Source organism: Rathayibacter sp. AY2B5 (assembly GCF_002931645.1).
Classification (GTDB): domain Bacteria; phylum Actinomycetota; class Actinomycetes; order Actinomycetales; family Microbacteriaceae; genus Rathayibacter.
Genome location: NZ_PSUE01000011.1, coordinates 1 through 12877 on the forward strand (window position 1 = coordinate 1; position 12877 = coordinate 12877).

The window sequence follows — 12877 nt, forward strand, 5'->3', positions numbered from 1 at the left end:
CGACTCGGGCGTCGCGGGCGACTCGGGGAGGCGGAGGTCGGCGGTGTCGACGAGGGTCATCGTGTCCGCCTCCTCCGCACCGCCCTGATCGGGACGACGACCGCTCTGCTGGCCGTCCTGGTCGCGGCGGCGCTCCTGTTCCACGCGTCCGGCGGACGCTGGTTCATCGTGCAGACGCCCTCCATGGGCACGGCCGCCCCGGTCGGCACCCTCGTCCTCACCGAGCCGACGGCCCTCGAGGACGTCCGGGTCGGCGACGCGGTCAGCTTCCACCCCACCACCACGCCCGACGAGACCTACACCCACCGGGTCGTCGAGATCGCGGACGACGGCACGCTCCGCACCCAGGGCGACATCAACGGAGCCGTCGATCCGTGGGCCACCGGCCAGGACCAGCTCATCGGAGTCGTCACCACGGCGCTGCCGGTGCTCGGCTGGCTCGTGCGCGGCCTGCCGCTGCTGATCATCGGCGCCGTCCTCGTGCAGCTGCTCACCCGCTTCATCGCCTCGCCCACCCAGCGGGCGTCGATGCGGATCCTCGGCCTCTCGCTCGTCGCGTCCGTCACCGTCTTCGTGCTCCGCCCGCTGGTCGGCATCGTCGTCCTCGAGGCCACGGTCGACAGCGGCACGACGAACGCCACGCTCGTCTCGACGGGCGTCCTCCCCATCCGCGTGAGCGCCGAGGGCGCCGACCCCGTCGACCTGGTCTCCGGACAGGTCGGCCGCCTGCAGATCCCGGCGCACGACGGAGACGCCTACGCCCTCTCCTCCGCTCTGCACCTGCCGTTCTGGGGCTGGGTCCTCTTCGTCCTGCTCTGCGCGATCCCGGTGCTCTACACGGTCTTCGTCGGCCTCCCCGGCGAGCCGGAGCGAACCGCCGAGCGCGGCCGCCGCGCCGCCCGCGAGGAGGAGACGGCATGAGCCGGCACCGCCTCTCCGCCGCCTCGCCGGCCGCGCGGCTGCGCACCCTCCTCGCCCGCCCGAGGTCTGTCGTCGCCGCCCTCGCCGCCGCCGCCCTGGCCGCCGTGCTGCTCACCGCCCCTGCCACCTCCGGCGCGTACACCGCCTCGATCCTGAACTCGACCAACACGGTCGGCAGCGCCGCCGCGTTCTTCACCTGCGACGGCGCCCTCGCCGCCGACCGCGGGGCCGCGCTCTTCGCCTACACGCTCGCGCAGCCGAGCGGATCGACGACCGCGCCCGACACGGACTCCGGCCAGTACCCGGGCACCTACCGCTCCACCAGCATCTTCCCGACCGCGATGGCCAGCTCCGCCGCGACGCCCAAGGCCTGCCCGCGCGACGCGGGCGGCTCCTGGACGCCGAACGGCACCAACCAGTACCTGAGCACGCCGCTGGAGATCAGGAACCCCGGCACCTTCAGCACCGAGATCTGGTTCAAGACCACGAACGCGGGCGGCAAGCTCTTCAGCTTCAGCGCGGGAGCCACCGCTCCCGGCGGCCAGTACGACCGCCACACCTACATCGGTGCCGACGGCAAGCTCGTCTTCGGCGTCTACAACGGCGCCGCGCAGACCATCACGAGCACCCGAGCCGTCAACGACGGGCTCTGGCACCACGTCGTCTCCACGCTCTCGCCGACGGCGGGCATCGCGCTCTGGGTCGACGGCGTGAAGGTCGCCTCGAACAGCACGTACCGCACGGCCGAGAACACGACGGGCACCTGGAAGATCGGATACGACAGCCTGGGCGGCCAGTGGCCGAACGTCGGCTCCTCGTACTTCGGCGGGAGCCTGCGCTACGCCGCGGTGTACTCGACGGTCCTCACGCCGGAGCAGATCCAGACGCACTACGCGGCAGGACGCTGAGCGAACGGCCCGGTCGGCGGCGCCTCCGCAGCCCTAGGGTGAGCGGATGAGCACCCCCGCCCTCTCGCGCCGCGCCCGCTTCCACCAGCGGTTCCTCGTGGAGGAGCGCGTGATGGCCCCGGAGGCGCGCCGCGGCCTCGACCGGGCCGGCTTCGGCCTCATCGGCGTCGGCGTCGTCCTCTTCGCGGCCTTCACCGCGCAGGTCGCGAGCACCACCGGCCTCACCGTCCTCGATCCGGTCGTCGCCGAGTGGTTCCGCGAGAAGCGCTCCGCCGAGGGCACGGTCGTGATGGACGCGCTCGCCACCGTCTTCGGGCCGGTCTACCTGCCGGTCATCATCCTGGCGGTGCTCGTGCTCTGGTTCGTCCTCGCGCGGCACCTCTGGCGGCCGATCCTCCTGGCCGGCGGCATGCTCGTCGGGATGCTCAGCGTGCAGCTGGCCGCGCACCTCGTGATGCGGATGCGCCCGCCTGTCGAGTACATGCTGCTCGGGCCCGACGGGACCTTCTCGTTCCCCTCCGGCCACGTCACCGGCGTGAGCGACTTCTTCCTGATCACCACGTTCCTCCTCGCCTCCCGCCGCTCCTCCCGGAGCTGGATGATCGGGGGCTTCGCGCTCTCGCTCGGGATGATCGCCGGCCAGATCGTCGCCCGGCTCTACCTCGGCTACCACTGGCTGACCGACACGCTCGCCTCGGTGTCGCTCGCCCTGATCGTGCTCGGCTCGGTGATCGTGATCGACACCCGCCGGACCGCGGTCGTGCGGGGCCACGCGGACTGACCGGCGCGCCCCCCCCCTGCGGCGAGGAGCCGGCCGCGGGAGCAGGCCCTGTCGTCAGCCCCGGTCGGCCGGATCCTCCTCGGTGACGATCGGCACCGGCTCCGTCACGCCGATCGTGCTGACGATCGGGACGATCCCGGTGCGGGTGAACGGCTCCTCGGCGGCCGGCGCCGGCTCGTCGGGCAGCGGTGCGGGGTCGACCGCGGCCGGCGCCGACGGGTCGGACGCCGTGAGGCTGGATCCGCTGCCCGTCAACGTGACGTCCTGCCCTGCGTCCGTCTGCCCCGCTTCTGCGCCGTCGGGATAGAGGACGTCGGCGGCGAGGGCCTGCTCGATCCCGCGGTCCCGGCGGGTCCGGGCGCGGACCGGCGCCACCGCTCGCACGATCGGGGTGCGCAGGCGGCGGTAGGCGATCCGGCCGAGCGTGACTCCGCCGGCGAGGCCCAGCGCGATCATGCCCGCCTGGAGCAGGAGCTCGATCCCGGCGCTCGGGCCGGCGTTCGAGGTGAGGCCGAGGACGCCGCGGTAGAGGGTGAGGCCGGGCAGGAGGGGGACGATCGCGCACGCGGTCGTCACCACGGCGGGCACCCGCATCCGCTCGGCCAGCATCTCGCCGAGCAGGCCGATCGCCAGCGCCGGGAGGGCGTTGGCCATGAGCGGCGCGAAGCCCGAGGTGGTCAGCGAGTCGGAGACGAGGAACGCGCCGGCTCCGGTGAGGGCGGCGATGAGCGCGGGCCGCGGCGGGGTGTGCGACGAGAGTGCCCAGGCGCCGGCCGCGACCCCGGCGCCGAGCACCTGCACGGCGGCCGGCCAGGGGCGGGCGTAGGAGTCGACCAGCACCAGCTCGACCCCGAGCGAGCGCGCGCCGTCGAGCACCACGGCGATCCCGACGACGATGCCCAGCGTCAGCAGCCCGACCTCGAGCAGTCGGCCGCCCGCGGTGATCGGGAACCCGTTGATCGCGTCGTCCGCCGCTCCCACGAACGAGAGCCCGGCGAGGAGCACGACCACCCCCGACGCGACGACGAGCGCGGGCGGCAGCACCGCCAGCTCGACGGGCAGACGCGGCACGACCGCGAGCAGCACCACCGCCACTCCGGTCGCCAGCGCGGCGCCCGCGATCTGCTGGAAGAAGGCGGGCAGGCCCCAGCGGGCGAGCAGCTGGTTGACCAGGTCGATCGCGGCGGCCGTCGCGGCGGCGAGGAGCACGACGAGGGGTCCGCCCCCGAGCAGGAGCGCGACGCCCGCGGCCATCAGCGCGAGCGTGAGGGTGACGACTCCGCGGCGGTAGCGGTGCGGTTGGACGAGGATCGCGTCGAGCCGGTCGTGCGCGGCCTCGAACTGGTGCCGGGCCTCCTCGCGGGCCTCGGCGGAATCGACGGCATCGGCGACCCGCACCTCCGGCGAGCCCTCGGTGATGGCGGTGACGAGCGCCGTCACGCGAGCGAGCCGCTCGTAGTCGGCGCTGCGGGAGGGGACGACGCGCAGCACGCTCACGCTGGGGGAGTCGTCGCCTCCGTCGTGCACGACCAGGATCGACGTGAAGGTGAGGTCGACCTGGCACTCGATGCCGTACGCGCGGCACACCCGCTGGATCGTCTCGGTCACCTCGGCGGCCGCGGACCCCAGCGAGAGCAGCGTCTCGCCCAGCCGCACGGCCAGCTCGAGCACCCCGCGGACCGTCTGCTCGGCGAGGAGCGCCCGCTGCGCTCGACGGCTCACCGGGGCCGCGGGCCGCTGCCCGCCGAGCTTGCCGACGACCTGCTGCAGAAGACGAGGAGAGCGCACCGTCCAGGGTAGGCACGCAGGGGCCGGTCCGGGGACGGGTTGCGCCGGCTTTCCCGCGGATGTCCGAGCAGCAGTCCTCAGAAGCAGGCGAGCACCCGGGTCGTCAGCCAGAGGGCGGCCTCGAGCTCGGTGTGCAGCTCCCGGCCGAGGGCGAGCCAGCGCTCCTCCGCCTCGGCGCTCCTCCAGCCCTCGAACACGTCGCATCCGGACGCCCAGAGCTCCTGCCAGCGGAGCAGCGGTCCGTGCAGGGCCTCCGGGACGCCGATCGTACCCGGATCGTCGATCGGGCCGTCGACCGCCCAGAGCGGATACTCCGCGCAGTGGTCCGGGTACAGGCGGAGGTCGGCGAGCCGCCCCTCCCGATCGGCCCGCGCGCGGGCGAGGGTGTCCTCCTCGGTCGCGAACGGCGGGACGATCCACTCGATCTGCGTGACGGGATCGACGACTCGGCGTTCCACGGCTCCTCCTCCGCTCCTCGATGCGCGCACGACGGTAGCAGGGCCGTTCCGCGCCGCATCGGAGGGGGCCTGCCTACACTGGCGAGCGACTGCGTCCGCGAACGGGCGGGCGGGGCGAGGGGTGGGAGCGCATGAGGGTTCACGAGCGCGCGGTGCGGCACGGGCGGCTCCGGCGGCGGTCCGGGGTGCGGACAGTGGTGGTCGGGATCGCGGCGGTGGTCGGCGTCCTCGCTGTCAGCGCCACCTCGCTCGTGGCGATCGCGACGGTGAGCATCAGCCGGAACGTCGCCGACAACGCGGTCGACCTCGGCGTCGCTCCTCCCACCGCCGGGAACGTGCAGATGGGCGCGGTCGAGGGCGGTTTCGACGTCCTGGTGGTCGGCACCGACAACGACGCCACGCAGGGCGACACGTTCGGCGTCCGCGACGACACGCTCAACGACGTCAACATCCTGCTCCACGTCTCGGCCGACCATCGCAGCGCGACGGTGATCAGCTTCCCGCGCGACCTGATCCTGGACCGTCCCGCCTGCACGGACCCCGAGACGGGCGTCGTCACCGAGGCGGCCGCCGGCGTCCCGCTCAACTCCGCGTTCCAGTACGGCGGGCTCGCCTGCGTCAACGACACCCTGCAGCAGTTCACCGGCCTGACGGTGCCCTACGCCGGCTGGGTGTCCTTCAACGGCGTCATCGAGATGAGCAACGCCGTCGGCGGCGTCCCGATCTGCCTCACGGGTCCGATCCTCGACACCGACTCGGGCCTCGACCTGCCCGCCGGCACCTCCACCGTCTCCGGGTCGATGGCCCTCTCGTTCCTCCGCAGCCGCCACGGCGTCGGCGACCAGAGCGACCTCAGCCGCATCTCGTCGCAGCAGCAGTACCTGGCCTCCCTGATGCGCACCGTCCGCTCGGCCGACACCCTCTCGAACATCCCCGCCCTCTACGGACTCGCGCAGGCGACCTCGTCGAACGTGCACCTGTCGACCTCGCTCACGAGCCCGGCGACGATGATCTCGCTCGCCCTCGCGCTGAAGGACGTCGACCTCTCGAAGATGGTGTTCGTGCAGTACCCGGCGCTCGACGACCCGGACTATCCGGGCAAGGTCGTGCCGAACGCCGAGGTCGGCGCCGAGCTCATGAACCGCGTCCTCAACGACCAGCCGGTGACCCTCGCATCCGACGCTCCGGCGGAGGAGGCGCCCGCGGAGGAGGCGCCCGCGGACGGCGGCGCGGCTCCGACGGATCCCGCTCCCGTCGCCGTCGACGCTCCGGGTCAGACCGCGGCGGAGGAGACCTGCGCGGTGCCGTCCGACTGACCCGACAGGTCTCGCGACCGCGAAGGCGCCCGGGCGGTGTGCCCGGGCGCCTTCGTCGTGCGCGGTGCGCGGCCGTCTACGCGCGGCGGCGGCGGAGCACCGTCAGGGCGAGACCGCCGAGGATGCCGAAGGCGGCCAGGGCGAGCGGCGCGGTCGTCGAGACGCCGGTCGAGGCGAGGACGGGGCGGTGGCCGCCCGTCTGCGCCGCGGATCCGGAGCCGGCCGGGTGCACTGCGGGCCCGGCGCCGGCAGGGTGCGCCGTGACGGCGGCGACCGCGGCGGAGCAGTCGGCCTCTCCGGCGATCGGGTCCTCCTCCGTCAGCGTGTAGTCGTAGGAGGTGCTCGCCACGAGACCGCTCGACGTGCCGCGGGCGATGACGCAGTAGATCTCGCTCGCCGGGTCCTGCAGAGGGTACTCGCCGAGGGAGATCAGGCTCCAGCCGAGCCCGTCGACGCCGACCTCGAGGCTCGAGCCGCCGCCCGTGAGCGTCTGGCGCGCACCCGAGGTCGAGAAGACGCCGATCGAGACGGTCTCGTCCGCGCCGAAGCCGAGGAGAGCGCCACCGCTGGTGGGCTGTCCGTCCGCCGGGGCGGGCTCGGGCGAAGCCCCCTGGGGCCAGATCCGGATCGCGGTGCGCGAGGGGACCTGCTCCAGCGACGACGTCACGGAGCGTCCGCTGGTCTCTCCCGTGGCGGTGACGGAGAAGGTGCCCAGCTGGTCCGCCATGGTGTCGGCGTCGAGCAGGACGAAGGCCTCGCCCGAGAGCGGGGTCGGCGCGGGGGGCACGAGGGCGGAGGTGCTGCCGTCGGGCGCGGTGAGCGTGACGGACACGTCCTCGCCGCGGTCGAATCCGCGGAACGAGGCGACGACGCCGTAGATCCGGAACTCTCCGACCTGGATGTCCGCACCGGCCGGGAGCACCCCGCCGTCCTCCCGGTTCTGGAAGACGACGCTCGTGTCGGGCTGCGTCACGGTCAGCTCGACGGCATCGGAGGCGACACGGGCGCCCGAGGCGTCGAGTCCCTCCGCGACGACGGAGATCGTCTCGCCGGGGAGCGGGAGGTGGGGGTCCACCGCGACGCCGTCCGCGTCGGTGGGGAGCCAGTCCTGGAGGCGGAGCTCGCCGGAGGCGGTGATCACGCTGGTGGTGACGGCCTCCTCCGAGGCGCCGTCGCGGAGCACGACGACGGCGACGGTGCCGGGCTGGAAACCGGTCCCGGACACGTCCAGGCCGCCGGCCCAGCCCTCCGCCGAGGGGATCGCGGAGAACGCCGAGCCCGCTTCGTAGGTGGTGCGGTCGAGGGCGATCGCCAGGGGCGACTGCGCGCTCTCGACGGGCGCGGTGGTCGGAGCCGGAGTGGGCGCCGGAGTCGAGGCCGGCTGCGGCGTCGCCGTGGGCTCCGGAGTCGCGGTCGGCTCCGCGGTGGGAGCCGGCTCGGCCGGTGCGGGGCTCGAGGCGGCGTCAGGGACGACCTCGGTGGCCAGGGCGACGGACGGGAACGCGAGCGCCCCCAGCAGTGCCGCAGTGGTGATGATGGTGACGCCGTGGCGTCGTCGCGCAGAACGCACGATTCCTGCTTTCTCCGAGCCGCTGATCGCGGTCGGCTTCCCCATGAGCGGGGGACGATCGCCCCCTGTGGCCGAGTGTGTCCTATGCGGAACCTCAGCCTGTGCCAGATCCTGCAACGATCCGATCACGCCGCGCGGCGCGAGGTGACGGTTCGGTCACGGCCGGGCGCGGCGATTCTGACGGGCCGGTGGTCGTCGCTCTCCGGAGGCTCCTCAGGCCGGCGGCACGACCAGCAGGACCACGCCGATCGCGGCGCTCACCGCGGCGACCACGCACCAGCGCTCCGCCCGGGTTCCCGCGGGTCCGCGCGTCCGCGCCACGGCGCCGAGACCGATCGCGAGCACGGCGATGCCGATCTGCAGGGCCACCGTCGTCCGGATCAGCGCCCACGCCTCGAAGGCGCTCGCTCCGGTCGATCCGGTGGCGAGGAGCGGCACTCCGCCGACGCCCGCCGGGACGAGCAGCAGGCCGGATCCGATCGCCAGCGCCGCGATCAGGTGGGCGAGCACGTCGTCCAGCGCGGTCCGAGGCGGCGCGCCGACCGGCGCGAGGGCGGCGGTGCCGGGCCTGATCGCGACCGTGCGGAGGTGCATGGGGCGAGCGTAGGCCCGGACCGCACCCGAGCGGACCCCCTGCGGAGGCCCCTGTCCGGTGGGCATTCCGGGGGAGGATCGGCGCTGAGCGAGTAGTCGAGGGCCCCGCCCTCCGGTCGCTCGTCGACGCCGTCCGGGCGGCTCGCTTCACGCCCGTCAATCGCTGCTTCCGGTCCAGGTCCCTTCGATCACCTGGATCAGGTCGTGCCGCTCAGCGGGACCCAGGTGGGGTTCGAACTCGATGACGAGCCGGTCCGACCGGTAGACGTCCGTCGTGTTGTACACCGTCGCCTGCCGCGCGAGATCGAGGGAGTGGTAGCGGTGGATCGACGCCCCGGGCCCGTCGACGCCCTCCACGCACCCACGACGATCTCCGCAGGCCTCCCTGCTCGGAGCGGCAGCGCGCTCGAGTCCGTCCAGCTCCGCGCGGGTGACGTCCCGGATCGTGATCCTCGATCTCGAGTCGTCGAGGAGGAGCCCCGCTCCGAAGACGGCGGCTCCGCCGACGACGGCCCCGACGACGAGACCCGCCGCCCCGAAGACGACGGCGGTCCGGCCGACCGTTCCCGTGGCTCTGCTCGTCGCTGTCATGGAGGTCCTCTCTTCGGCCGGCTGCTCGGGCGGACGGCGGAGTGCCACCGCATCCGGAGAACCTCCCAGCGCGCATCGGCGGAGTCAAGAGCGCACACCTCGATGGCAGGAGATGTGGCGCGATCGTCGACGCAGAGGGTGCAGCAGCAGGCTCCGCATCCGCCCGGCGCCTCCGCCTCAGGCGCCGTCTCCGGCAGGATCAGGGGATGCGCCTGCAGACCCTCACCACCGGATCCGGACCGCGACACGTCGGGCTGGTGCACGGCCTCGGCGCGTCGGCGACGACCTGGGGGCCGTTCGTCGAGCGGCTCGTCGCGACCGGCCGCTACACGGTCACGGCCGTCGATCTGCGTGGGCACGGCGCGAGCCCGCGGGCGGAGTCGTACCGGATCGACGACATGGCCGCTGATCTGGTCGAGTCGCTGCCGGCGGGGCTCGACAGCGTGGTCGGCCACTCGCTCGGCGGCGCGGTGCTGCAGCGCGCCGTCGCCGCACTCGCGCCCGGCCGGGCCGTCTACCTCGATCCCGGGTTCGCCCTGTCGCTGCCGACGAGCGGCCTCGCCGGACGGCTGTTCTGGGCGGTGCCGCTCCTGTCGCTCGGCCTCGCTCAGCTCGGACAGGCGCGGGCGGGCGCCGCGGTCCGCGCCGCCTACAGCCCCGAGACCCGCGCGCTCCTCGACGACGCGAAGAAGCGGTTCGACGCGCGGATGGCCGTCGGCGTGTTCCGGGACGTCGCCTTCCACCCGGTCCCGGTCGAGGCGCCGACGGTCCCGTCGACGGTCGTGCTCTCCGACCAGTCGCCGGCGGTGCTGCCGGACGCCCTGGCCGCGCGGCTCGAGCAGCGGGGCTGGCAGGTGCGCCGGCTCCCGGGCGTGCACCACGACATGCAGCTCGAGGACCCGGACAGGACGTTCGCCGCGATCGCGGACGTGCTCTAGCCGCCCCCTCCGCGGGTCGGGCGCCGGTGAACGGGGATTCCGGGTGCATCCGTACCTCGCGGATCGAGACGGCGGGCGATCCCGGAGGCCCGCCCGCCGTCCCCCTGCGCCCGCCGTCAGCGGACGGTCGTCGCGGCGGTGTCGGCGTTGCTCCGGATCGACGGGTCCGGCGTCCTGACCGAGAACGCGGCGGCGAAGGCGGTCGCGGTGCCGGTGCCGGTGGCCGTGACGGTGATCCTCTCGGTGACGGTCCGCCCGTTCGCGAGACTCGAGCGCGGGAAGATCACGATGCTCCCGATGCGGCTGTACGAGCCCGTGGCGGACACGAACTGCACGGTCGGGGGGAGGATCACCTTCGAGTAGACGGACGTCGACGCGGAGGGTCCGGCGTTCTTCGTGATGATTGTGTACGTGAACGTCCTCCCCTTCACCGCGGTGGTCGGAGCGGAGACGTCGACGCGCAGGTCGGCCCTCGTGGTCGCCTTCTGCGGAGAGACGGTCAGCGTGCTCGCCGCCTCGACGGTGCCCGCCGGGTTCGCCGCGCGGAGGGTGAAGCCGTAGGTCCCCGCGGTGGTCGGGGTGCCCGTGAGGCGGCCTGAGCCGTCGAGGGCGAGCCCGGGAGGCAGAGTGCCCGACGCGACGGTGACGACCGGCATTGGCGATCCGGTCGCCGTGTACGTGAAGTCGTAGGCGGAGCCGACCACGCCGGCCGCGGCCGTCCCCGAGAGGGTCGGAGCGGTCGCCGCCGGTCCGACGGTGAGGGTGTGGGGCGCGCCGGTGGTGGTGCCGAAGGTGGTGCGGGCGGACACACTGAAGGAGGACGCTCCCTCGACGGTTGGGGTGCCGGAGAGGACGCCCGCGGAGGTGAGGGTCAGGCCGGCCGGGAGGGACCCGGAGGCGAGCTCGATCGTCGACGCGCCGCCGGTGGCGAAGGTGTAGGAGAAGGGCGTTCCGAGAGGCGCCGTCGCCGGAGGGGCGTCGGCCGTGAAGATGGGCCGAGCGCCGAGGGCGAGGCTGTGGAAGCTGCCGCCGGACACGGCGGTGGCGCCGGTGAGTCCCGCCGGCACGGAGGCCTCTCCGAAGCCGTCGTAGCCCCAGGCGGTGACGGTGCCGTCGCGGCGCACAGCGAGGCTGTGGTACCCGCCGGCGGCGACGGCGGTGACGTCCGCGAGGCCGTCGGGGACATCGGACTGGCCGTCGCTGTCGCTGCCCCAGGCGACGACGGTCCCGTCCGAGCGCAGCGCGAGGCTGTGAGAGGCTCCGGCGGAGACGGCGGTGACGCCGGTGAGTCCCGGGGGCACGTCGGTCTGCCCGAAGGCGTCGTCTCCCCAGGCGGTGACGGTGCCGTCGCGGTGCAGCGCGAGGTCGTGGAATCGGCCGGCGGCGATGGCGACGACTCCGCTGAGCCCGTCCGGCACGGTCGCCTGGCCGTAGAAGTCGTATCCCCAGGCGGTGACGGTCCCGTCGCCGTGCAGGGCGAGGTTGTGGTAGCCGCCGGCAGCGATGGCGGTGACGTCGGCGAGCCCGTCCGGCACTGTGGCCTGCCCGTCGCCGTCGTCGCCCCAGGCGGTGACGGTCCCGTCTCTCCGCAGGGCGAGGCTGTGGTTCACGCCGGCGTCGACGGCGACGACGTCGTCCAGACCGGTCGGCACGGTGGCCTGCCCGCTGCTGTCCTCGCCCCAGGCGGCGACGGTGCCGTCGCTGCGCAGGGCGAGGCTGTGGGAGCCGCCCGCGGCGATCGCCGTCGCGTCGGTGAGCCCAGCCGGCGCAGTGACCTGCCCGCTGGAGTCGTCACCCCAGCCGACGACACCGGTCGCAGCGGGAGCCGCGGCGACCGCGGACAGGGGAGCCGTGGTCCCGAGGAGGAGCGCGACGGTCGCCGTCAGCGCGAGCAGGCCGAGCGCCGGCCGAGGCCTCGTCCTCCGCTCAGGGGTCGAGCGGGCCGTGCCGGCGTCCGGGTCGGTCGGGCGGGAGGCGGAGGGAGAGCGCATGCTGGAGCCTTCGATCGGGTCGACCGTGGGCGGCCGTCTCCGAACAGTGGCACCCGGTCCCACCGCGGACAACAGCCTCTAGCGGACATGTCCGCAACAGGGCAGGGGCCGGTGCGCGGAGGACGCGTCGCCTCGTCTCGTCCCCCGCGGAGCATCCCCCTCCGGTGCCCGGGGGCGGTCCCGCCGGATCGCGCGCAGGCGTCTCGCGCGGACCGATCGCGGCGAGACGTTCTCCTCCCGGCCACCCGTGCCGGACGGCCCGGCCCCTACCGTGGCCGCATGACAGCAGCGGAGTCAGGACGTCCCGGAGCCCGAGAGCGGAGCTCGAGCCGGATCCTCGTGGCCGGCGCCCTGCTGCTCGCCTCGGCCGGGCTGCAGCAGCTCGCAGCCGTCCAGCGCTGGGCCGTCGCCGGGCCGATCCTGGGCGAGCAGGCGATCGAGGACCACCGGTACGACTACTCGTGGCCCGCCGATCCGTGGGAGAACGTCGGATCGGCAGCGCAGCTGCTCGGGATCGGGCACCTCCTCGTCGCTCTCGCCGTCCTCGCCGCGGTCGGTCCGGGACGGCGGCGCCCGGTCGCGGTGATGCGGACCGTGGTCGCCGCGGCGTTCGGCTGCCTCGGCCTGCACGCGGTCCTGTCAGGGATCCTCGGCGCACCGACGATCCTGCAGGCGATGCTCCCGGCGGTCGTGCTGGGCCTGGTCGCGCCCACCGCTCTTCTCGCGCTCGCGGTCCTCGTGGCGAGGACGTCGCCCCTCCGCGCAGCGTCGTTCGTCCTCCTGATCGGATCGACGCTGCCCGGCTACCTCGTCGCGACGTTCGCGATCGCTCCCGCGCTCGTCGGCTCCCAGTCGTACGACACCACGCCCTGGACGGAGTCGGTCGTCGCCGCCTCGGTGGCGCTCGCCGGGGCGCCGCTCCTGCTCGAAGCGCTGATCCGCTCGATCGTGCATCGCGCGGGGGCCGTGCCGCGTCGCGAGTCGCCGGGAGCCGACGCGTCCTGATCGAACGGCGGGCTCA

At 74.0% G+C, this 12877-nt stretch carries 12 protein-coding genes; 6 read left to right on the top strand and 6 right to left on the bottom strand.

Translation table 11 applies throughout. The features are described 5' to 3' along the window. The 3 genes from C5C30_RS17655 to C5C30_RS08875 all read left to right on the top strand — a co-directional run. A partial coding sequence (locus tag C5C30_RS17655) for a S26 family signal peptidase (RefSeq protein WP_104333560.1) occupies window positions 1-921 on the top strand: 921 nt, incomplete at its 5' end. Further along, the gene (locus C5C30_RS08870) at window positions 918-1829 is read left to right on the top strand and encodes a LamG domain-containing protein (protein WP_104333561.1); all 912 of its coding nucleotides are present in this window, start codon (window positions 918-920) and stop codon (window positions 1827-1829) included. The genes C5C30_RS17655 and C5C30_RS08870, both read left to right, overlap by 4 nt. A gap of 46 nt (window positions 1830-1875) precedes the next feature. Further along, window positions 1876-2610: a phosphatase PAP2 family protein gene (locus C5C30_RS08875; RefSeq protein WP_104333562.1), complete on the top strand. Its 735-nt coding sequence runs from the start codon at window positions 1876-1878 to the stop codon at window positions 2608-2610. A 54-nt stretch (window positions 2611-2664) separates the two neighbouring features. Here C5C30_RS08875 and C5C30_RS08880 read toward each other — a convergent pair whose 3' ends face one another. Beyond that, window positions 2665-4398: a threonine/serine exporter ThrE family protein gene (locus C5C30_RS08880; RefSeq protein WP_181131520.1), complete on the bottom strand. Its 1734-nt coding sequence runs from the start codon at window positions 4396-4398 to the stop codon at window positions 2665-2667. Window positions 4399-4475: 77 nt separating this feature from the next. Beyond that, window positions 4476-4856, bottom strand: a complete 381-nt coding sequence (locus C5C30_RS17660; protein ID WP_104309620.1) for a hypothetical protein — start codon at window positions 4854-4856, stop codon at window positions 4476-4478. Between the two features lie 131 nt (window positions 4857-4987). Between C5C30_RS17660 and C5C30_RS08885 the strand changes: the two genes are divergently transcribed. Further along, window positions 4988-6172 (top strand): LCP family protein, encoded by a 1185-nt coding sequence (locus C5C30_RS08885; RefSeq protein ID WP_146081501.1) that lies wholly within the window; start codon window positions 4988-4990, stop codon window positions 6170-6172. Between the two features lie 76 nt (window positions 6173-6248). Here C5C30_RS08885 and C5C30_RS08890 read toward each other — a convergent pair whose 3' ends face one another. The 3 genes from C5C30_RS08890 to C5C30_RS08900 form a co-directional block, all read right to left on the bottom strand. After that, on the bottom strand, window positions 6249-7742 hold the full coding sequence (locus C5C30_RS08890) for an LPXTG cell wall anchor domain-containing protein (RefSeq protein WP_146081502.1): 1494 nt from the start codon (window positions 7740-7742) through the stop codon (window positions 6249-6251). A 213-nt stretch (window positions 7743-7955) separates the two neighbouring features. Further along, entirely contained in the window at window positions 7956-8336 is a 381-nt protein-coding gene (locus C5C30_RS08895; protein ID WP_104262235.1) for a hypothetical protein, read from the bottom strand. A gap of 156 nt (window positions 8337-8492) precedes the next feature. After that, the gene (locus tag C5C30_RS08900) at window positions 8493-8927 is read right to left on the bottom strand and encodes a hypothetical protein (RefSeq protein ID WP_104309622.1); all 435 of its coding nucleotides are present in this window, start codon (window positions 8925-8927) and stop codon (window positions 8493-8495) included. Window positions 8928-9133: 206 nt separating this feature from the next. On the opposite strand from C5C30_RS08900, the gene C5C30_RS08905 reads away from it, so the two are divergent. Further along, on the top strand, window positions 9134-9865 hold the full coding sequence (locus C5C30_RS08905) for an alpha/beta fold hydrolase (RefSeq protein ID WP_104226554.1): 732 nt from the start codon (window positions 9134-9136) through the stop codon (window positions 9863-9865). A gap of 116 nt (window positions 9866-9981) precedes the next feature. On the opposite strand, the gene C5C30_RS17330 is transcribed toward C5C30_RS08905, so the two are convergent. After that, window positions 9982-11856 carry a DUF11 domain-containing protein gene (locus C5C30_RS17330; protein ID WP_104338841.1) on the bottom strand — a complete coding sequence of 625 codons (1875 nt, stop codon included), beginning with the start codon at window positions 11854-11856 and terminating at the stop codon, window positions 9982-9984. A gap of 279 nt (window positions 11857-12135) precedes the next feature. On the opposite strand from C5C30_RS17330, the gene C5C30_RS08915 reads away from it, so the two are divergent. Beyond that, window positions 12136-12861: a hypothetical protein gene (locus tag C5C30_RS08915; RefSeq protein ID WP_146081503.1), complete on the top strand. Its 726-nt coding sequence runs from the start codon at window positions 12136-12138 to the stop codon at window positions 12859-12861. Window positions 12862-12877: the final 16 nt, after the last annotated feature.